Genomic DNA, 20,590 nt, shown 5'->3' with positions numbered 1-20,590 from the left:
CAGGCATTCGGGTGGCCGACAGACAACCTGAGGAGTGAACGATGGTGAACGCGGCAGGACCGATGATGGCCGGCGGATTCGAGTCCGTCACGCTGAGCGAGGCGGGCGTGGAGTACTCGTTGCTCTTCCTGCCGGACAAGCACAACGACGAGCTACAGGCCGCGGGGAAGAACCCCGTCTTCTACTGGATGCCCAACTCGATGCGGCTCGCCCGCAAGCTCGACGGCGACTACCGACTCAGCTTCCTGCACTACGTCGGTACGCAGGACGGCAACACCAACATCGGCGTCGCACCGGGCCAGACCCGCGAGGCCTCCGGCGGGGTGCTGAGCTTCGCGATGACCGGCGCGCCCCCGGACGGCATCCTCAGCGCCGCGCACAAGCAGATCCTGGAGCGCATGCAGCAGGGCAGCCGGGACCGCTTCTGGCAGGTGCAGCCGGGTGTCGCCGGCCGCGCGACCCTCGCCGACATACGCCCGATCCCGATCCGCAGCTCGACCCTGCGCATCATGATCACCGACCAGGACGGCGTCGCGGGCGGCAACCCCGGTGACCCGTTCTTCGTCAACGCCCAGGGAACCGGCGCCGGCTCCCTGACCCCGACCGCCGAGCACCCGTTCATCGTCAACCTCGGCACCTACGCGGCCGCCCAGGTGGAGCAGGGCCTGCTCTCCGTCGAGGTGCCGATCGCCGTGAACGCCGACCTCGTCCTGCCGCTGTGGTCGCCGATCACCAGGCTGCGCATGACCGCCGACTGGGAGCGGGTCTTCTCGCACTTCACCGCGCAAGCCAGCGCCAGTTACTGGTGGAGCTCGGCCGATGTGAAGGCGACCTGGAACACCCTGCGGATGAACGGCGCCATCACCGTCGAGCTGGAGATGGACCGCACGATCCCCGGCGCGGACAACAAGGAGGCGATGGTCACCAAGTACATCGACATGCTCGTCGCCATGTGGCTGGACCAGGCGAAGCAGGTGATCTTCCAACCGATGCCGGAGGTGCAGGACCCGGCGCCGCCCAAGCCCGGCGGCCTCTTCGGCCTCTTCGGCTGGGGCTTCGGCGGCGGCTTCAACCTCAACTACCGCCGCGACAAGGTCGAGATCGCCAACTCCTTCACGTTCAACGTCGACGAGGTGTACGCGCAGCCCACCACCATGGGCGGAAACGTCGACGGCATCGCGGCGCTGCTGGCCACCAATCCCGAGCTGAAGAGCCGGTACCTGCGGACCCTCTACCTCGACAACTGGGAGCGCAAGATCACGACGGTCTGCCGTCCGGTGATCAAGTGGCCGGACCCGGAGCGTGGCGTCAGCGGCGACCCGGTGAAGTTCGCCAGCGTCCAGATCGGCTACCCGAACGTCAGCGGCGAGATCGCGTGGTCGGCGCACCAGTTCCTGCCGCCCGAGCGGCCGGCCGACGTCAACGCCTCCGGCGTGCAGGGCGACGGGCAGCCGGTGGGGGAGACGACGCCGGTCGCGCCGAGCACCGCCGGCACGCTGGTCTACGCCAACGGCTCCTCCAGCGAGGTGTTCTTCGCCCGGCAGACCCAGAAGAAGGCCGAGGAGGTCAGCAACCCGCCCGAGGGATGGCGGCCGGACAAGGTGTTCGTCCGGCGCACCATCCACTTCGACGAGGCGGCCTCGGCGTTCGACAGCCGATTCTCCCGGATCTTCGTCGAGGCCAACGAGGTCGACCTGGACGCCGGCGAGTTCGGCACGCTCAGCGACGAGCTGAACGTGGAGGTGCGGGCCGACAACGCCGGCGTGCTCGCCCTCGCCCCGATCACCCTGAGCCGCACCCTGACCGAGAGCAACCAGGTCGTGGAGGTGCAGGTCCAGCCCGACGGCAAGGGGCCCGACGGCGCGGACCGCCCGATCGGCACCTTCACCTTCACCCTGGCCGACCAGGACAAGGAGCGCAGGTTCGGCCTCTACACCGGCCGGCCCGGCGCCTCGCCGGGCTACCGGTACCGGGTCCGCGTCGTCATCAAGGGCACGCTCACCGAGGACGGCGACGAGTGGCTCGGCCCGTGGCAGAGCGGCGACGGCAGCGGCGACCTGCTGGTACGGGTGCCGAAGAAGACCGACCCCGGGGTCACCACCGGCGGGCAGGGCTGACGGCGATGAACACGCCAGGCATGCTCGCCGAAGAGCCGGGCCCGAGGATCCTGGATGCCGACCACGGAGAGGCCCTGTTGCCGGACTCGGGGCTGGGTCCGCCCTGGTGGGCACCCGCTCCCCGGGTGGTCGAGGCGGCGGAGGGCACCTTCCGGTTCCAGTTCCGGGTGACCGGCCACGACGAGGCGGGGGATCCCAGCATCGCCGCCACGGTGACCGCCGTGCTGCGGTACCCGCCGCCGCCCCCCGAGCACCCGGACGCACGACCGGTCGAACGCACCGGGGTCGCGGTCCGGCTCCGGATCCCGTACATCGACGCGGACACCGGTACGCCCGGCGCCACCGAACTGCCGGCCGAGGCGACCGAGCGGGACGGCGTGGTCCACTGCCGGGTGGAGATCAGCGGGCCACTGGCCCGCGCGGCGTACGGGGCGCTGAGCACGCCGGGCTTCCAGCCCGACGACGTGGCCGGGCTCATCGTCGACTCCACCTTCGTCGCGGTCCAGGAGACCGAGGCGGCCTGGGCCATGGTGCCCTCCAGCGGCCTGACGGTCGCGGAGGCGCCGCCGGTCAGCGGGCAGGTCGACCGCGCCGTGCTGGTGCCGGTCCGGCGGGGGTGGCCGTACGAGGAACCGCCACGGGAGGAGCACCCGATCCCGGTGGAGCATCCCGAGTGGCGTGAGCGGGTGACCTCCCGGGTGCGCGTACCGGCGGTCTCCGAGGTCGTGGGGATCGGGTCGGCGCGTCTGCTCGACGTCGTGGACCAGGCGCTACGGCTGACCGGACCGGAGGTCCCGCTCCCACTGCCCCGCGCCAGCCGGTTCGTCCTGGCCAGCGACGAGACGCCGTTGCTGATCGATGCGCTCGACGGGCTGGACGTCGACATCGGTGGCAACGGTCTGGCCCCGGACGGGACGTCCCCGCAGCCGGAGTCGTTCTCCGTCGACATGGCGGTCCTGCTCACCCGACAGCACCGGCTGCCGCTGCTCATCCCGTGCCGGGACCATCCGACCCTCTACCGGCAGGACCCGGGCACGGGCGCCGAGCCCGAGCCGATCGGCTGCCAGGACGCCTTCCAGCTCGGTCGCGTCCCCGCCCGGCGGTACGCCCAGGCGCCGGCGCACGACCGGGAGCGCCGGTACACCGTGTGGGAGTCCCTCCAGCAGCCGGCCACCTACCTCGTCGTGCCGGCGCACTACCGGGTCGCCCGGGACGCCGCCGGCCAGCCGGAACTGGAGTGGTTGCAGGTGTTCGACGCGGGCGTCGACGCCGGGCTTCCCTGCGTACTCCAGGTCCGGTGCGTGCCCGACCTCTCGCCGGCCGAACTGGCCGAACTGGAGTCGCGGCTCCGGGCCGACGCCGGCGGCCGAGACGTCCGGCTGCTGCTGCCCACCTCGCCGTCGGTCGGGTCCACCGGTGCCTCGGTGCGCGACAGCACGGTCGCCGGCGGTCTCCGAGCCGTGCTGGACGACGACGCGGTCCGACTCGCGCTGCGGGTGGACTACTCCGACGCCGTGGTCGTCGTGACCCAGTTACGCGGCGGCGAGGCGGTGGCGCAGGTGGCCTTCGAGACCGGAGACCCCCGGCTCACCCTCGCCACCACCGCCCACCTCGACGTCGACGAGCTGGCCGGTCCCTACCCGGACGGCCCGGTACGGGCCACCGGGACCGGGCTGGTCAACGGCGCCGACACGGCAGCGACCGTGATCGCGCTCTGGACACGATCCGGAACCGGCGACTGGGCGCGTGCCCCGCTCGACCCGCCGGTACCCCTCCCGCCGCACGGCGAGGTGACGCTGGCCGCCGCCACAGCGGGGACGGTTCCCGAGGTACGGCTCGACCCCGCCGACCCGGCCCAGCTCGCGGTCCGCAACGTCTACCTGGAGAACCTGCACACCGCCGTGCTGATCCTCCGGGACGTCGACCTCATCGCGGCCGGGATCTCCGCGGTGGAACTCACCTTCACGGTCTCCGGCGTCGCCGTGGCGCGCGCGGCCCTCCCGGCCGCCGTGCCCTCGATCGAGGTCACCCTGGCCCAGCCTCTGGTCGCGGACCGCCCGTCGTTCGACCGGAAGGTCACCGTCTCGGCCACGCTCACGAGGAACGACGGCAGCGCCGCGCCGGCGCCGCCCCCTCCGGTGGTCGTCGACCTCTCCGCCGGTGCGATCATCCGCCTCTCCCACCTGATCGGCGGTTGAAGAAGAGGCCGGTGCACGTGACGCGGTACCGCCACGCGGTCGGCTCCGCCTGGTACTCCGCGGTCACTAACCGGTTGCCGGTCGGGGGCGGGATTGCCTAGCTTGCTCATCGTGCAAAGCATTGGTTCTGGTGCATCCGGGTGCGCCGCGTGAGTGGTCGTCTTCGTGAGATCGCTCGGCAGACGGTGGCGATCGCCGAGTCGGGACGCTATCGCAATGGCGCCGGTGATGAGGTCGTCATCGGCGGGGCGGTACGTGCTGCGGTCGCCGGCACTCGTCACTACGTGCCGGAGGAGGTGCTGGCGGTGGAGAACGCGGCGCCCGGCGCCGGCACGGTAGAGGTGACGCACGAGTCGACGTTGCAGGCGGCCCGTCGATGTGGGCCTGGTGCGGCGTGCCTGGTCTTCGCGTCGGCGAAGAACCCGGGTGGCGGTTTCCTGGGCGGGGCAAAGGCACAGGAGGAGAGCGTCGCTCGCTCGTCGGCGCTGTACCCGTGCCTACTTGCCGCCCCGGAGTTCTATGCGTTCCACCGCGGGCAGCGGGATCTGCGTTACAGCGACCGGGTCATCTACAGCCCGCAGGTGCCGGTGTTCCGGGACGACAAGGGCAACCTGCTCGACCAGCCGTACACCACGTCGTTTCTGACCGCTGCGGCGCCGAACCTTGGCGCGGTCATGCGCAACCAGCCCGAGCACGCTGCGGACGTGCCGGCGGTGCTGGCCCGGCGTGCCCGGCGGGTGCTGGAGGTCGCGGCTGCGCACGGGCATCGGACGATCGTGCTGGGCGCGTGGGGGTGCGGGGTGTTCCGCAACGATCCCACCACGGTGGCCGACGCGTTCGCCGATGCGCTGCGGGTGGTCGACCGATTCGACCGCGTGGTGTTCGCCATCCGCGATGGTCTGCCGGGCACACCCGTGTATCGCACGTTCGTGGAATTCTTTCCAGGCACTGCCGTGACATCGGCGGGTGGCAACGATCGGGGCTGAGCGTGGCTCGCATGCTTCACGCCGCATGCTTCACGCCGCCAGCGCACCTCGGGTCCGTTTCCGGTTCGAACTTCACCCGCTGACTGCACGGTCACGAGCTGCTGCGGTATTCCGACCAGGCGGTGCGCCGGCACGGCTTCATTCCGGTTTGCCAACGCGCTCACTTCATCCCTGCTAGCTTCGGTCAGAAGTTGTCCTGCAGGAGGATTCGTGACTGATAAACCGTCTCCGTCGACGTCAGGCGGCAACACTCCGGGCTACGCGTACGGGCAGCCGGAGGTAGCGCGTTCTCCGATCAGTCTTCAAGACCTGGAGCAGCTCAAGGCGAGCGTCATGTTCGGCCCGGCGGACCAGCAGGCGCTTCGAGAAGCGGGCGAGGTTCTCTCGGGTCAGATCCACGACGTCTTGGAGGTGTGGTACGGATTCGTTGGACAGAACCCACACCTCGTCGCCTATTTCTCGACCCCGGACGGCGATCCGATCCCCGACTACCTCGCCCGTGTCAGACAGCGATTCGGCGAGTGGATCATGGATACCTGCACGCGCCCTTACGATCAAGAGTGGCTCGACTATCAGGAAGAAATCGCCCTCCGGCATACACCTGCGAAGAAGAACAAGACCGATCATGCGAACTCGGTGCCGGCTATCCCTCTGCGACACCTGATCGCATTCATCTACCCGGTGACGGCGACGGTTCGACCCTTCCTTGCGAAGGGTGGTCACGATCAGGAGAAGGTCGAGGCGATGCATCAAGCCTGGGCCAAGTCAGTCACCTTGCAGATTGCTCTCTGGTCTCGGCCCTACGCCGTCGAGGGCATCTGGTAACTGCCTACCGCAATATCCTCTGTACCCAGACGCAGGTACGCCTCGTTGTGCGGACAGTCTGGGCAGGCGCTGCTCGGTCTCCGCGCTGCTCAGCGTGCCGCGCAGAGCCAGAGTCGCCCGAGTTCCTGACGTCGACACCGACGGGTCGCCGGGATCGGCGCCTGCCTGCCTGGACCGCGGTACCGGCCGTCCCGTGCGTGGTCGCGCACCGGGAATTGCGCGCGGCGCAGCGTGAGAAGGCATGTCGACACTGGGATGTCGAGCCGGACGGTTCCCCGGGCTTCTTCGCAGGGCCACCACCGTGTGCTCCCCGCCTGGGCGGCTGGCGGCTAGACCAGTGCGTCAGGCCGGACCGGTCGACTGGATCGCAACCCCCTGGCCTCCGTAACCGATCGGGCCACCGCTTCGTGGTGTCGGCGCCGACCTGGAACCGCTGACGCCCAGACCGCCAAGCCTGCGTGCGCTGACCGGAGCGGCTCGCCCGTCGCGTGAGCTGGTCCGACAGTCGTGCGGGCTCGATGTCGCGGAGCGGTCGGCTTGGTGGCAGAACCGCAGGCCGGGGAGTCGCCGGCGGACGCCGCCAGCGGTGTGAGGTCACGCACAACGCTTGCAGATCCCTCGGCGGCGGATATTGTTGGCAGTGCCAAAGGATGGATGAAGCGCTCGGGAGATGGTCGTGAGGTCGCGCGAGCACTACCGGTCCGGCCACGGCGGTAATCAGCGGCTCACCCCCGGCGTCACTCGGTCGACCTTGGCCGCGGACGGGACGCCCGACAACTCGCGGGCATCGGTCCGGGGTCGAGGAGCTGGTCTGAGCCGGTCAGGGACGGCTCCTTCGTCCGGATCACCTCGTCCATCCTGGAACTCGATCGGAGGTAGGCAAGTGGCACGACTCAAGGATTTCGGATCGATCCGGACGGCTCGGCAGGTCACCCTTCCGGTGGCCATCGCCACCGTGGCGGCGCTGGCTGCGACGGCCATCGCGGATGCGAGGCTCGAGCAGGCGTCGGCGACCCAGGAGAGGGTGGCGAACACAACCGCGGTTACCGAAGCCGACAACAACCACGATCATGCTTCCCACCGCCACGACGACGGTAGGTCTCACGGGAAGGGGATCCCCTCGAAGGCTGGCAACACCAAGCCAACCGCCTTCGATCTGGTCAGGACGACCGTCCGCCGGCAGGGTGATCGCCTCATCTTCACCGAGCAGGTTCGAGGGCGCGCCGGATCGGTGATCCCTGAGCCTTCTGGGCAGTTCGCCGGCAGTTCCGTTCTCAGCTACGTATGGCCCGTCTCGGTCAACCCCTCGGCGGTGGGCTTCTCCAAGGACAGCGGCGTGCTCGCACTGGCTGCCACCAGCCATCCGGATTTCGACGACACTCCTCTCGTCGATGAGGATCACAATGGTCGGACGGACGACGACGGACGTCTGTGGCACGCCCACTGGGTCGTGCTGGTCCCGGACACCACGCGACCCGACGGGGCGCTCAAGGTGCGGGATATCGCGCCGGGCGAGAAGCCGGACCTCCCGAAGACCTGGCCCGGTGTTCCGCTCTACCTCGACAGCCCGTCCTACCCCACCCGGCTGACCGGAGCCAGCGTCAAGATCGAGGTGCCGGCGGACGAACTCGGCTTTCCGTCATCCTTCTCCTACGACGGTGTCACTGCGGCGCTGAAGGTGAACGCTGATCTCCACGACCCGCTCCTGCGAGTGGAGAACGTCTTCGATGTGGCGTCCGGCGATCTGTCGCTGCCCGGGAAGTTCACGTGGTAAGACCTGCGCGTTTCCATCGGCGGTGAATGGAGGACCGCGGATCGCCGGCCACGTGTCTCGTCGCACGTGGCCGGCGACTCTGTCTCGCGTGGTGTCGCCAGGTTGGGCGACGGCTCGCGGGCGGACAATCCTTCGAGTCGCGCCGGCAGGGATCGCAGGATCCCCACCGCGAGCCGTTCCGGATGCCGGCCCTGCGGTGGCTCACCGCCACGACATTGCCGTACACCGGCAGTCGGAGCGCATCACAGGCATTCCTCAGCGGGAACGGGTTGTAGGAGGCCGAGGCGAGGCTGCGCTGCGGGTAGCATTTTGGTGTGCCAACTACATCGGGGCGTGCGTAGGGCACAGTCGGTGGCACGTCAGACCGGGGGTGAATCGCGTGTCGGAGGTACCGGGGCTGCCGCCAGCGCATCAACTGCTGCTGGGACTGGCCCGGCTCGGCCAGGCTGTGCGCATGGAAGCCCTGCGCAACGCCGGTCCGTACAACCTGTCTACGTTGCAGGCTGACATCATCGCGTTTCTTCACGGCGATCCGCGCCCGCGCCGGCAAGGCGAAATTGTCGTGGGCCTCGCCTCCACCGCGCCGACCGTCTCCGACGCCGTGAGGGTGCTCAGGGCCAAGAATCTGATCGAGGGAACGCGAGACCCCGAGGACGCCCGGGCTGTCCTGCTGCGGCTGACCTCGGCTGGACGAGCGGAAGCCGCACGGCTGAGCGTGGTGTCGGGAACATTGAGCGAAGCGATCTCGGCGCTCTCGGAATCCGATTTCGCTGCCATGCTCCGGGGCGCTACGACAGTGATGCGCGAATTGCAGGAGCGTCAGGCGATTCCGATCTCCCGTATGTGCCTGACCTGCAGATTTTTCGAGCCTGACGCACATCCTCAGGACGTGCGTATGCATCATTGCCATTTTGTGGACGCGCCGTTCGGTGATGCGGAGCTGCGGGTTGCCTGCCCGGACCACGACGAGGTGGATGCCGCATCATCTTCCCGATGACGGGTCGATCCTGGGAGTATCGGTCGTAATCGATCGGGTGGGCGGCCGGCCATGAGGAGCGCGGCTGTGAGGCCGTTGATCGATCACGGGCAGGCGGCCGGAAGGGCCGCCGCGCGGCGTTTGCCGCTGTCGGGGGCACGTCGCCGCCCCGGGTCGTTGACCTGCTCGGCGACGCCCCAATGCCGGTAGAACGGCATCAGTTCCGGCGGGCAGACCGCCTCAGCGACCCGTACCACCACGGCGTGCGAACACGCCCCACGGCACCGTCGGCACCTTGACGGCGGCTGCAACCAAAGGCGAAGCGCTGTCTGCTCAGCCGGTCTCAGGATCCCCAAGCTGCCGGAGTAGAGACGCCGAGATGGCCTGATGTTGCCCATGACGGCTGAGACTCACCTCACTAGTTCGTAGTCCTAACTGTCTTGACGCCACTCATCTCCGGATTGATAGTAGTCCTAACGGTCTGGGTGCCAATAAACCCGCCGCGGAGGGTGATCGCTCGGCATTGTGCGCAGCCGTGCTGGTCACACCCGAAAAACATCCCAACGCCCGGTAATGGTTCCCGGCGTTTGTCGGACGTCCCGTGACCATTTACCCAATGTGACAGGAGGCCCCCGTGCCCCGAGTAGAGCTCGTCGATGCCAAGACCGTCCCGGCTGAGAGCGAAGCTGTCCTCAAGGACATCACCAGCACCTTCGGTGCGACTCCCGCCATGTTCCGTGCAGTTGCCAACTCCCCAGCGGCCTTGAAGATGATGTGGGCCGGCTTCGGCGCGCTCGGCGAGGGCCGCCTCGGTGCGAAGCTCGGCGAGCAGATCGCCGTCCTGGTCGCAGATCGCAACAGCTGCGAGTACTGCCTCGCGGCCCACTCTGCGCTTGGTCGCAAGGCAGGCGCGTCGGCACACGAGATGAGCGAGGCCCAGGCGGGGCGCTCGCAGGACCCCCGCACCGAGGCGGCACTGACCTTCGCTGCCAAGGTCGTGGAGAACCGTGCCCACGTGACCGATGCGGACGTCGAGGCGCTCCGCACTGCGGGGTTCGACGACGAGGAGGTGGTGGAGCTGGTGGCGCACGTGGCGCTCAACCTCTTCACCAACTACATCAACGTGGCGCTCTCCGTTCCGGTGGACTTCCCGAAGGTTCGCCTGCTCAAGGACGCCTGACCTCGTCGGCAGGCAGCGGGCGACCACCCGCTGCCTGCCAGGCCCATCGCCCACGGCAGTAACGGAGGAGATCACCTTGTCCCGTGCAACTCGACCCGCGCCTCCCTGGTCGGTGAGCCAATGGCTCAACACCGAGCAGCCGATCGATCAATCCACGCTCGAGGGCCGCGTTGTGGTGGCAGCAGGCTTCCAGATGCTTTGCCCCGGCTGTGTGGACCAGACGATTCCTCAGCTCAAGCGCGTACACGCCATGTTCCCCGCGGATGAGGTGGCCGTCATCGGGCTGCACACCGTGTTCGAGCATCACGAGGCCATGGGCCCGCCTGCCCTCGCGGCCTTCCTGCATGAGTACAAGGTCGCCTTCCCGGTAGCCGTCGACGCTCCGAGCCCCGATGGCGGCCCCATCCCTTCCACCATGCGGCGCTACGCCATGCAGGGCACCCCGACGCTGCTACTGATCGACCGGTCCTGGCATCTGCGTCGGCAGTCGTTCGGCCACATAGCTGATCTTCAATTGGGTGCGGAGATCATGGCCCTCGTGTGCGAAGAGCCCCGGATCAACGAGGGCATTGCCGGCGAATCTGGTTCGTCCAGCTCAACCCTGGACTGTGACGAGCACGGATGCCGGGTTCGGTAGGCGGCAATCCGCTGAGGGCAGGGCGGAAAGGGTGATCGCACTCCGACCTACGCCGAAGGCCCTGACCGTTGACCTGACCCGAACTGCCACGACATCCGCCCTTTGCCGTGCAGCTGCCATCGGCCCGGCGCCGCCTGGCCGGAGAGGATCCCGGTATGAGCCGCACCGCGCTCGTGATTCGCCACGTACATTTCGAAAACCTCGGCATACTCGCCCCACTCCTGGCCGAGCGCGGCTACCGCAGCCGCTACCTCGACGCAGGCGTCGACGCCATCGACGATGCTCCTGTTTCCGGTGCCGACCTGCTCGTGGTGCTCGGCGGACCCGTCGGTGTCGGTGACGCGGCGCGTTACCCGTTCCTCGATGACGAGCTCCGCACTGTCGCGGCGCGTGTCAGCCACGGCGATCCCACGCTCGGGATCTGCCTCGGTGCGCAGCTCATCGCCGCCGCGCTTGGAACAGCTGTGACGCCCACCGGCCGCATCGAGGTCGGCTACGCGCCGCTGACGCTCAGCAGCGCCGGAGAGGACAGCGTCCTGAGCCCACTCCGCGACACTCCCGTGCTGCACTGGCACGGCGACCAGTTCGACATCCCGGACGAGGCAGCGCTCCTGGCCGAAACACCCGGGTTCCCCCACCAGGCATTTGCGATCGGACACGACGTGCTGGGACTTCAGTTCCACCTCGAAGCCGACCATACCCAGATCGAGCGGTGGCTCGTCGGCCACGCCCACGAGCTCGCCAGCCACGACATCGACCCTTCAGCCATCCGAGCAGACGCAGAGCGGTACGGTCCGCGGCTCGCCGAACGCGCCCGACAGGTCTTCACGACCTGGCTCGACGGCATCGAACCACCCCACGCCGAGCCGGACGAGTAGAGACGCGCAGTGCCACGCCCCTGTGCCGTCCATGCGCTGCAGGTGCGGCCGAGAGTCGTACACGCCGAGCTATCCAGACGTCCGATCTGCCGCTGGCCCGCGCGTGGTGTCGGTCGGCTCGCAGTTGGAGGACGGCGACGGAGGACAGCACCAAGGCGCCGCCGGCGCGCTGCACGGGCGTCAGCGTCTCGCCGAGGGTGAGCGTGGCCAGCGCAGTGGTGACCACCGGCTCGAAGGTGGACAGGATGGCGGCGGTCGACGGGCCGGTCCGTTTCAGGCCGGCGAAGAAGGCCAGCATCGCCACGACGGTGGACACCACGGTGATGCAGGCCAGCCAGAACCATCCCCACACCCCGAAACCGACGTCGACGCCGCCGGCGATCAGGGTGCGGCCGCCGAGCGTCCCGGCGGCGCCGGCCATCACCAGCGCGGACAGCACCACCGGTGCCAGCCGGTGCACGACTGTGTCGGCGACCAGGATGTAGACCGTGTAGGTGATCGCGGAGGCGAAGGCCAGCAACGCCCCGAGTGGATGGAAACTGACGCCGCCGGCACCGAGCAGGACCAGCAACGTTCCGGCCGACGCGCCGACCAGTGCGGCGCCGCGCCTCGGGGTGAGCCGGTCGCGGCCGAGCAGAACCGCGGCGACGGTGACCAGGACCGGGTAGGTGTAGAGGATCAGGGCCAGGAGCGAGGCGTCCATCAGTTCCAACGCCGAGAAGAACAGACTCGCCTGCGTGGCGTAGCCGACGGCACCGAGCCCGACGGCGGTGGCCAACACCCGGCCGCGCGTCAAGGTCGGCCGGCTGGCCGCCTCGCGTCCGCGCTGGTCGGGTTCTGCGCGGCGCAGGGCCGGCCGCAGGAGAAGGACCATCCCCAGCAGCACAGCGGCAAGGGTGAAGCGGACGAGCAGCAGCGACTCGGGCGAGACGCCGGCGTCGTAGGCGAACTTGCCGAAGACCGCCATAGCGCCGAAACATGCGGCGGACAGGAGGCACAGTGCGGGACCCATGCCTTGAGGATCCGTGACGTGACTCGTCACCTCCAGCGATGATTCCTGGAGTGAACTCGTTAGGATCACCGCATGGTTGCACTGGATCTCCGGCGGTTGCGTTTCCTGCGGGAGTTCGAGGAGCGCGGCACCCTGGCCGCGGTCGCCGCAGCGCTGGACTACAGCCCCTCGACGGTCTCCCAACAGCTCGCCATCTTGGAGAAGGAGATCGGCACCCGGCTCTTCGACAAGGCCGGGCGGGGCGTCCGGCTCACCGACGCCGGACACCTCCTGGCCCAGCACGCACGCGTACTGCTGTCGGCGGCCGAGGCGGCGGAGGCCGACCTGGCCGCGCTGAGCGACGACACCCGGGGCACCGTACGCGCCGGGGGCCTGCAATCGGCGGCCCGGCGCCTGCTCGTCCCCGCCCTGGCCCGACTGAGAGCCGATCACCCACAGGTCCGCATGGAGATCTTCGAGCTCGAACTCGAACAGTCCCTGCCCGGTCTGCGTCTGGGCACGGTCGACCTGGTCATCGGCGACGAGTACGACGGTCATCCCCGGCCCCGCCCGGCCGGACTGCGCTTCACGGTGCTGCTCGAAGAGCCGCTGAAGATCGTGTTACCGGCAGCGCATCCGCTGGCCCGGTCGGGGGGACCCGTCGCGGTCGCCCACCTGCGGACCGACGTCTGGGCCGTCTCCGCCGAGGGCACCGGCCACCACGCCATGGTCGTCGGAACCTGCCGGTCGCTCGGCGGATACGACCCCGATGTGCGGCATCGCTGCAGCGACGCCGATGTCCAACTCGAGATCGTCCGCGCCTCGGCCGCGGTCGCTCTGCTGCCGGCACTGGCCCTGCCCGCCGACGATCCCGCTGTCGCGATCCGGGACGTCGCCGAAGTCGCCCTCAAGCGCCGCCTCTTCGCCGTCACCCGGGACACCCCGCCCGCTCCCGCGCTGACCGCCCTCCTGACGGCCGTGACGAAGCAGGCGGACCAGGTCGCCGAATCCGAGTCGAACGGGCAGACCTCCTCGCGACCCCGCGGTGCTGTCCGGTAGCCCGTCCGCGCCACCACACGCTGTCGCAGCCGGAGCCTCTTCGACGACCGTGCCGTACGCCATGGCGATCAGGGCGGCCGCCTACCCGCAGCCGACGGGCGTAGCCCCTGCGTTCACCGGCGGCGCATGAAGGCGTGCAGTGTTCTGGTGCTGCCCAGCTGCGTCACGTTGACCAGCTCCCACCCGCTGTAGCTGAGATGGTCGGCGGCGGCGAGCGCCTGGCTGATGCTGTCGCCGCCGGCGGCGTAGGCGACCACCGCGAGGTGCCGGTGAGGATAGGCGCGCAGGTCGACCTGCTGCTGGAGAACTGCCGCCGCGGTGATGGCGCGGGTACGGGCGACAGTCTCGATGGTCTCGGGGGGCATCTCCCGACGATAAGGGGAGTGCGCACCGGCGGGCGGCGTGGCGCAGCTGACGGTAGGTCCGACGGTGAGCGCTCGATCCGGACTCGTACGGTGAGCGTTTCCGCTCTCCTGATGACCCTCGCGCCGTCGGAGCTCGACACCCGCCGTCGGTGTCGACACGTGCGTGTATTCCAGCCTTAGAATATAGCGGTGGAGCTGACTCCTGCTGAGCTGACCGTGCTGGGCCTGGTCATCGAACGGCCGCAGCACGGTTACGACCTGGAGCAGGTGATCGAGCAGCGGGGCATTCGGCAGTGGACCGACATCGGGTTCTCCTCGATCTACTACCTGCTCGCCAAGTTGGAACGGCGCGGTCTGCTCCATGTGCCGAAGGCTCCGGCCGCCGCCAAGTCCCGCCGCGTCTTCCATCCCACCGCCGAGGGCCGCCGCGTCGCGGCACGTAACGCGCTGGCCTTCATCGCCGAGGCGCGTCCGCATCCGCAGCCACTGCTGGTCGGCGTCGCCAACCTGACCATGCTCACGGCACAGCAGTACGAGCAGGCGCTGCGTACCCGGCTGGCGCAGTTGGAAGCCCGGATCGCCGCGGTCCAGGCGGCACAGCACGTGCCCGATGCCCTTCCGCGCGCAGCGCGCGAGGTCTTCTCCTACTCCCTGAGCATGATGGATGCAGAAAGGCAGTGGCTCGCCACCCGAGTCCAGGTGTCGCATGACGAACCAGACCGCCGACAAGATCGACTTCAAGAAGACGCTTGACGCCTACCAGGCACGACGGGGCCGGTTCCGGACAGTCGACGTGCCCGACATGCAGTACCTCATGATCGACGGCCGCGGCGACCCCAACACCTCGCCCGCCTTCACCGAGGCGATCGAGGCGCTCTACCCGACGGCGTACAAGCTGAAGTTCGCCAGCAAGCGCAACCTCGGGCGCGACTACGTCGTTCCGCCCCTGGAGGGTCTGTGGTGGGCCGAGGACATGGCGTCCTTCACCACCGCACGGCACAAGGCACGGTGGCACTGGACGCTGATGCTCATGGTCCCCGACTGGATCGACCAGTCCATGGTCGCTACCGCCATCGGGCAAGCCGGTGCCAAGCACCGACCGGCGCGTCTCGACGACGTCCGCCTCCAGACGCTGGCCGAGGGGCGGTGCGTGCAGACGCTGCACGTGGGTTCCTTCGACGACGAGGCCGACCTGCTCGCACACCTCCATCATCAGTACATCCCCGCCAACGGGCTTCGCATGGCCGGAACTCACCACGAGATCTACCTCAGCGACTTCCGCAAGGTCGCAGCCAGCAAGCAACGCACCATCCTCAGGCAGCCGGTCACCATCGACTCGAGGACGGTGTCTCTGGGGCCTGTTTCGTAGGGCCGGATCGGAGCCATTCGCCGATCGTGCCCACGCCTGGTCGCCACGTTGATTCCCGTGTCGGCGCGCCCTGGCAGTATTCTTTGTCCGGTCACGCCAGTCAGCCGCGAACCGCCGGGCGACACAAGGACAAAGTGGAACATCGATTTACCGGCCACGTCGAAGCGCTGCACTGGGGCCGCAATCGGTATCACATCATCCGCGTGCCCGACGGACTCGCCGACGATGCCCGTCGCGAAGGCACCAGGCGTGTTAGCGGCACCATCGATGGCGCCCACGTCAATGTGGCCCTGAATCGGGCACCCGTTGTCGACGGCTCGTTCCTGTGGGCCGGTGACTCACTGCAGCGCCGTGTCGGGCTCGAGCCCGACGAGCGTGTCGACGGCGTCCTCGAACCGGCCGATCCCGATGTCGTGGACCTGGCTGAGGACGTCCGGCAGGCGCTCGTCGACGCCGGCTCGACGGAGCGCTGGGAGGCCCTGCCGGCGCCGGCACGACGGCGGCGCCTGTATCGCGTCGACCAGGCCAAGCGACCGGACACGCGCGCACGACGAATCACCGAACTCATCGCGGACCTACAGGATCAGGTGCACTGATCTGCCGCTCACCGTTGCGTAGATGCGTCAACGCGAGCAGGGCTTGGTGGCCGGGGTTGAGGCGCTGGTCTTACCGGGAGCCTCACCCCGCCACCGGCACCCTCACACCCGCCTCCACCTGTGGCCGGGTCGTTGCACGCGAACTCGGGGCCGTGTTCGCGGGGACCGCCGATGGGCCTGGCTCCTGGTCGGCTTGGGAAATTGTGAGTACTCGGGTCACTGTGCGAAGACACCGATGTTTCCCTCGATCCAGATGGCTCGGCCTACCAGCCTGCTGATTCGCCATCGCTCGCCTACGCGGCGCAGCTCGAACTCGTACGTGCCGCCGTTGTGCCACAGCCGTCCGCCCGGCACGTTGTCGCGTCGTAGCCAAGCCAGCACGTTGGCGGTTGCGGTGGCGGTATCGCCCGTCACATCGGCGATCACCCCGGTGACCACGTGCTGTGTGCCATCCAACACGCCAAGCTCCCGTCGCCACCGATCTACCTGCTCGAGGCCGGAGAGAGTCTCTGCTTCGCCGCCGCTCATCGCGGTGTAGTCGACGACCACGGTGTCGGCGAACGTCGCCACCAGAGCGTCCCAGTCTCGGCGGTCCACGAACCAGGCATACTCGGTGATCACCCGCTGGATGGCGAACTGGTCGATCAGATCCTCTTGGCGCATGTCATCACTCCTCTTTGTGGTGGTCGAGTGAAGGTGCGGTCGGCGTTGCCCGTCGTCGACCATGCCCAGATTCAAGGATCGTGCTGACGATGGTCGCAGCTGATGAACGAGACTGGTTGCCGGGCCGAAACGGCCCGGACAGCAGGCTGGCGAGGCTGTGGTGAAGGGGCGCTTCGACTCGAGGCGCCCCTTCACCGATGGGGTCAGTTGGCGTCGAAGGCCGCGTACGGGCCCGGCGTCGCTCGTGACGCTTCGTGCTCGTCGTACCACCCGCTGACCTCGACGCGACGCACGCACTCCGGCGGCGAGAGGGTCTGCCGGTGACGCTCGAAACGGAGGACGTCGGGTGGGCGCGCATCTACTGCGGCCTGGACCCGGACGGCTACGAGCTCATGCCGCCGCTGGAAACAACGCCAGACATCGATGCTTCCCTCCGGAAAGCGCAGGGGATAAACTTGTGCGAGGAAAGCGCTTTCCCGGGATTGTGTGGGAAGCCGACGGCGGATCTCTCTTCGGTGGTGGTGGCGATGGTTGATGCGCGACAGACGGCGGGGCTGCCGCGGCGGCTCCTGATCACCGCTGCGGCGGTACTGCTTCTCCTGGCCAGCTGTCCGGGCAGCCAGCCGGCGATGGCGGGTGCGAAGCCCTCGGCGGCGCAAGCGGCCGGACCCGTCCCCCGTACGGAACTGGCCAGCAGTGGCGCCTGGTGCTGGTTCGCCGACCCCCGTGGGGTGTACTACCACGGCACTCACCGGCGTACCTACCTCGGTTTCATCACCTCAAACGGCGAGATCCGGGTGGCGATGTACGACCACGCGACCGGGCATCGCACCACGTCGGTGGTGACCACCGGATTCCAGATCGACGACCACAACAACCCGGCCATCGTGATCCGCCCCGATCGGCGGGTCGTCGTCTTCTGGTCCGCCCACGGCGGTTCGGCCATGTACTACCGCCGGTCGGCCAAGCCCGAGGACGTCTCCGCCTGGGAGCCGATCAAGCAGGTGCCCACCAACACCGCCGGCGGCTACGGATACACCTACCCCAACCCGGTGCAGCTGTCCGGGGAGAACAACCGGTTGTACCTGTTCTGGCGCGGCGGGGACTTCAACCCGGCCTACTCCACCACCAACGGCGGCGACCAGTGGACGACGGCCACCCGGCTGATCTCCTCACCCGGGCACCGGCCCTACCTCAAGGTCGCCGCCAACGGCCGCGACACCATCCACTTCGCCTTCACCGAAGCGCACCCCCGCAACCTCAGAACCAGCATCTACTACATGTACTACCGGGCGGGCAGCCTCTACCGGGCCGACGGCACCCGCATCGGACCGATGGGCACCGCGGTGACACCGGCGCAGGCGACCAAGGTGTACGACGCCGCGACGCACGGCGCCAAGGCCTGGGTGCACGACATCGCCATCGACAGCTCCGGACACCCGGTGATCACGTACGCCACGTTCCCCACCGACGCCGACCACCGGTACCGCTACGCCCGCTGGACCGGCACCGGCTGGTTCGACCGCGAACTCACCGCGGCCGGCGGGACGATCAGCGGCGACCCGGCCGAGCCCAACTACTCCGGCGGCATCACCCTGGACCACGACGACCCGTCGGTAGTGCTCATGTCCCGGCAGGTCGACGGGGTCTTCGAGATCGAGCGGTGGACCACCCCCGACGGCGGCACCAGCTGGAGCACCGAAGCCCTCACCTCCGGTTCCACCGAGCCGAACATGCGGCCGTTCTCCCCGTGGGGCCTGCCCCGCGGCAGCGCCCTGGACGTGGTCTGGATGGCCGGCGACTACCCCAGCTACACCCGCTACCGCACCCGCATGCTGCGTACCGGAACCGGACCGGGCGGCAACACCGCACCCACCGCGTCGTTCACGGCCGCCCCCGTCAGCGGCGACCCGCGCACCGTCGCCTTCGACGCCCGCGGCTCCGCCGACCCCGACGGCACCGTCGCCTCCTGGTCGTGGACCTTCGGCGACGGCACCACCGCCACCGGGGCCACCCCCCGCCACCGGTACGCCCAACCGGGTCGCTACTTCGTCACCCTGCGCGTGACCGACACCCATCCCACGACACCCGCCAGCGACGTCCTGGTCCGCGAAGTCGTCGTCACCGGCTGAGTCCCTGCCCGGGACACGACCGTCGCCATCCCACGAACCACGGAGGACATCCATGAGACGCATGATCATCGGCGCGGTCGCGGCCGCGTTGCTCACCGCCGCCGTCGGCGCGGCACCCGCGCAGGCCGCCGACCCGGCGTACCAGGTGCTCGTCTTCTCGAAGACCGCCGGCTACCGGCACGCCTCCATCGCCAACGGCCTGCAGGCCATCCGGGACCTGGGTGCGGCGAACAACTTCACGGTGACCGCCACCGAGGACGCCGCCGCGTTCACCGCGAGCAATCTCGCCCAGTTCGAGGCGGTGGTCTTCCTCAACACCACCGGCGACGTCCTGAACGCCACACAGCAGACCGCGTTCGAGTCGTACATCAACGGCGGAGGCGGGTACGTCGGCACCCACTCGGCCGCCGACACCGAATACAACTGGCCGTTCTACGGGCAGCTTGTGGGCGCCTGGCTGGACTATCACGCGTCCATCACCCAGGCGAACATCACGGTGGAGGACCGCGCGCACTCCGCCACCGCGCACCTCGGCAAGACCTGGACGCGCACCGACGAGTGGTACAACTACCTCACCAACCCGCGTTCGTCGGTGCACGTACTGGCCAGCCTCGACGAGTCGAGCTTCACGGGCGGCAACATGGGCGACCACCCCATCGCCTGGTGCAAGACGGTCGGCAACGGACGCTCGTTCTACACCGGCGGCGGGCACACCGCCGCGTCGTTCGGCGAGAGCGGCTTCCGCACCCACCTGCTCGGCGGCATCCGGTACGCGGCCGGCTTCGCCAAGCAGGACTGCCGGCCCGAGAACGGCTACACCACCCTCTACAACGGATCCACCACGGGCTGGTCGCAGGCCGGGGGAGGTGGGTTCACCAATTCCAACGCCACCCTGAAGTCGTACGGCGAGTTCGGCACCCTCTGGTACTCGGCCAAGCAGTTCGCGAACTACTCGCTGAAGCTCGACTGGATGATGGACGGCGACGACAACTCGGGCGTCATGATCGGATACCCGACGACGTCGACGCCCGGCTCGTACGACTCCGGCGCGTTCGAGATCCAGATCGACGCCACCGACGCCGCCGACCGCACCACCGGCTCCGTCTACCGCCGCAAGGCGGCCAACACCGCCGCCCGCGACGCGGCCCTCAACCCGCCCGGGTCGTGGAACACCTACGAGCTGCTCGTGCAGGGCGAGCGGGTGCAGGTCTTCCTCAACGGCGTGAAGATCAACGACTACACGAACACCGACACCTCCCGCACCCTGCGGGGTTACATCGGCCTGCAGAACCACGGCGTCGGCGACGACGTGTCGTTCCGCAACGTCCGTATCAAGGAGCTCGCCGGCGCCGCGCTCACCGTCGAGGGGGAGTCGTACACCTCCTCCTACGGGGTTCAGCGCATCGCCAAGCCCACCGCCAGCGGCGGCGACACCCTCGGCCGGGTCCGTAACGGCTACTGGGCCGGCTACTCACACGTCAGCACGGTGGGGCGCACCGGCTTCTCCGCGGTGATCTCCTCCGGCGGCCTCGGCGGCACCATCACCATCCGGTCGGGCTCGCAGACCGGCCCGGTGCTGGGCACGGTGCAGGTGCCGGTCACCGGCGGCTGGGAAACCTTCCAGACCGTCTCCACCACGCTCAACGGCAACGGCACCGGTCCGCTGTTCCTGACGTTCAGCGGCGGTGACGGTCCGCTGTTCAACATCGACACGCTGACCGTCACCGGCTGACGGAGGTTGGCAGGGGCACCCGGTCATCGCCTTTCACCGGGTGCCCCTGCACACAACCCGCCTCGTCAAGGCCGGCACCGGCCGCCCGGACGCCCTCGGCGTGGGCGACCGG

Annotated in this window: 19 protein-coding genes and 1 pseudogene; 16 read left to right on the top strand and 4 right to left on the bottom strand. The window is 68.9% G+C overall.

All coding sequences use genetic code 11. The features are described 5' to 3' along the window. The first annotated feature begins 41 nt into the window (after window positions 1–41). The 6 genes from ACTMSW_RS26175 (at window position 42) to ACTMSW_RS26150 (ending at window position 8,897) form a co-directional block, all read left to right on the top strand. On the top strand, window positions 42–2,117 hold the full coding sequence (locus ACTMSW_RS26175; protein ID WP_441183346.1) for a hypothetical protein: 2,076 nt from the start codon (window positions 42–44) through the stop codon (window positions 2,115–2,117). Between the two features lie 5 nt (window positions 2,118–2,122). Continuing rightward, window positions 2,123–4,315 (top strand): hypothetical protein, encoded by a 2,193-nt coding sequence (locus ACTMSW_RS26170; RefSeq protein ID WP_441183345.1) that lies wholly within the window; start codon window positions 2,123–2,125, stop codon window positions 4,313–4,315. Window positions 4,316–4,464: 149 nt separating this feature from the next. Continuing rightward, on the top strand, window positions 4,465–5,301 hold the full coding sequence (locus tag ACTMSW_RS26165; protein WP_441183344.1) for a TIGR02452 family protein: 837 nt from the start codon (window positions 4,465–4,467) through the stop codon (window positions 5,299–5,301). A 210-nt stretch (window positions 5,302–5,511) separates the two neighbouring features. Next, on the top strand, window positions 5,512–6,126 hold the full coding sequence (locus tag ACTMSW_RS26160) for a protoglobin domain-containing protein (protein WP_441183343.1): 615 nt from the start codon (window positions 5,512–5,514) through the stop codon (window positions 6,124–6,126). A gap of 883 nt (window positions 6,127–7,009) precedes the next feature. After that, window positions 7,010–7,900 (top strand): hypothetical protein, encoded by an 891-nt coding sequence (locus ACTMSW_RS26155; RefSeq protein ID WP_441183342.1) that lies wholly within the window; start codon window positions 7,010–7,012, stop codon window positions 7,898–7,900. Window positions 7,901–8,279: 379 nt separating this feature from the next. Beyond that, entirely contained in the window at window positions 8,280–8,897 is a 618-nt protein-coding gene (locus ACTMSW_RS26150) for a MarR family winged helix-turn-helix transcriptional regulator (RefSeq protein WP_441183341.1), read from the top strand. Window positions 8,898–8,980: 83 nt separating this feature from the next. Here ACTMSW_RS26150 and ACTMSW_RS26145 read toward each other — a convergent pair whose 3' ends face one another. After that, the gene (locus tag ACTMSW_RS26145; protein WP_441183340.1) at window positions 8,981–9,133 is read right to left on the bottom strand and encodes a hypothetical protein; all 153 of its coding nucleotides are present in this window, start codon (window positions 9,131–9,133) and stop codon (window positions 8,981–8,983) included. A 377-nt stretch (window positions 9,134–9,510) separates the two neighbouring features. Between ACTMSW_RS26145 and ACTMSW_RS26140 the strand changes: the two genes are divergently transcribed. From ACTMSW_RS26140 to ACTMSW_RS26130, 3 genes are all read left to right on the top strand, one after another. Continuing rightward, window positions 9,511–10,056: a carboxymuconolactone decarboxylase family protein gene (locus ACTMSW_RS26140; RefSeq protein WP_441183339.1), complete on the top strand. Its 546-nt coding sequence runs from the start codon at window positions 9,511–9,513 to the stop codon at window positions 10,054–10,056. A 112-nt stretch (window positions 10,057–10,168) separates the two neighbouring features. Then, window positions 10,169–10,693 carry a hypothetical protein gene (locus ACTMSW_RS26135; RefSeq protein WP_441183338.1) on the top strand — a complete coding sequence of 175 codons (525 nt, stop codon included), beginning with the start codon at window positions 10,169–10,171 and terminating at the stop codon, window positions 10,691–10,693. Window positions 10,694–10,848: 155 nt separating this feature from the next. Then, window positions 10,849–11,571, top strand: a complete 723-nt coding sequence (locus tag ACTMSW_RS26130; protein ID WP_441183337.1) for a glutamine amidotransferase — start codon at window positions 10,849–10,851, stop codon at window positions 11,569–11,571. On the opposite strand, the gene ACTMSW_RS26125 is transcribed toward ACTMSW_RS26130, so the two are convergent. Beyond that, window positions 11,519–12,583: a DMT family transporter gene (locus ACTMSW_RS26125; protein ID WP_441183336.1), complete on the bottom strand. Its 1,065-nt coding sequence runs from the start codon at window positions 12,581–12,583 to the stop codon at window positions 11,519–11,521. The two genes, ACTMSW_RS26130 and ACTMSW_RS26125, sit on opposite strands and share 53 nt — an antisense overlap. A gap of 72 nt (window positions 12,584–12,655) precedes the next feature. Here ACTMSW_RS26125 and ACTMSW_RS26120 point away from each other — a divergent pair, with 72 nt between their 5' ends. Beyond that, the gene (locus tag ACTMSW_RS26120) at window positions 12,656–13,621 is read left to right on the top strand and encodes a LysR family transcriptional regulator (protein ID WP_441183335.1); all 966 of its coding nucleotides are present in this window, start codon (window positions 12,656–12,658) and stop codon (window positions 13,619–13,621) included. Between the two features lie 113 nt (window positions 13,622–13,734). On the opposite strand, the gene ACTMSW_RS26115 is transcribed toward ACTMSW_RS26120, so the two are convergent. Then, window positions 13,735–13,986: a transcriptional regulator gene (locus ACTMSW_RS26115; protein WP_441183334.1), complete on the bottom strand. Its 252-nt coding sequence runs from the start codon at window positions 13,984–13,986 to the stop codon at window positions 13,735–13,737. A gap of 189 nt (window positions 13,987–14,175) precedes the next feature. Between ACTMSW_RS26115 and ACTMSW_RS26110 the strand changes: the two genes are divergently transcribed. From ACTMSW_RS26110 to ACTMSW_RS26100, 3 genes are all read left to right on the top strand, one after another. Next, the gene (locus ACTMSW_RS26110) at window positions 14,176–14,739 is read left to right on the top strand and encodes a PadR family transcriptional regulator (protein WP_441183333.1); all 564 of its coding nucleotides are present in this window, start codon (window positions 14,176–14,178) and stop codon (window positions 14,737–14,739) included. Then, window positions 14,693–15,355, top strand: a complete 663-nt coding sequence (locus tag ACTMSW_RS26105) for a GyrI-like domain-containing protein (RefSeq protein ID WP_441183332.1) — start codon at window positions 14,693–14,695, stop codon at window positions 15,353–15,355. The genes ACTMSW_RS26110 and ACTMSW_RS26105 overlap by 47 nt, the downstream gene beginning before the upstream one ends. 134 nt (window positions 15,356–15,489) lie before the next feature. Then, window positions 15,490–15,951, top strand: coding sequence for a YdeI/OmpD-associated family protein (locus ACTMSW_RS26100; protein WP_441183331.1), 462 nt, complete (start codon window positions 15,490–15,492; stop codon window positions 15,949–15,951). A gap of 216 nt (window positions 15,952–16,167) precedes the next feature. Here ACTMSW_RS26100 and ACTMSW_RS26095 read toward each other — a convergent pair whose 3' ends face one another. Then, on the bottom strand, window positions 16,168–16,614 hold the full coding sequence (locus tag ACTMSW_RS26095; protein ID WP_441183330.1) for a nuclear transport factor 2 family protein: 447 nt from the start codon (window positions 16,612–16,614) through the stop codon (window positions 16,168–16,170). A 251-nt stretch (window positions 16,615–16,865) separates the two neighbouring features. On the opposite strand from ACTMSW_RS26095, the pseudogene ACTMSW_RS26090 reads away from it, so the two are divergent. From ACTMSW_RS26090 to ACTMSW_RS26080, 3 genes and pseudogenes are all read left to right on the top strand, one after another. Further along, window positions 16,866–17,009, top strand: a pseudogene (locus ACTMSW_RS26090) (VOC family protein); the annotation flags it as partial. 132 nt (window positions 17,010–17,141) lie between these two features. After that, window positions 17,142–18,746, top strand: coding sequence for a BNR-4 repeat-containing protein (locus ACTMSW_RS26085; protein ID WP_441183329.1), 1,605 nt, complete (start codon window positions 17,142–17,144; stop codon window positions 18,744–18,746). Window positions 18,747–18,798: 52 nt separating this feature from the next. Then, complete coding sequence (locus tag ACTMSW_RS26080; RefSeq protein WP_441183328.1) at window positions 18,799–20,478, top strand: ThuA domain-containing protein; 1,680 nt, start codon at window positions 18,799–18,801, stop codon at window positions 20,476–20,478. The last annotated feature ends 112 nt before the right edge of the window (window positions 20,479–20,590 follow it).

This window comes from Micromonospora sp. BQ11, from assembly GCF_052068135.1.
GTDB lineage: Bacteria > Actinomycetota > Actinomycetes > Mycobacteriales > Micromonosporaceae > Micromonospora.
This window is presented reverse-complemented; position numbering and strand designations above follow the sequence as displayed.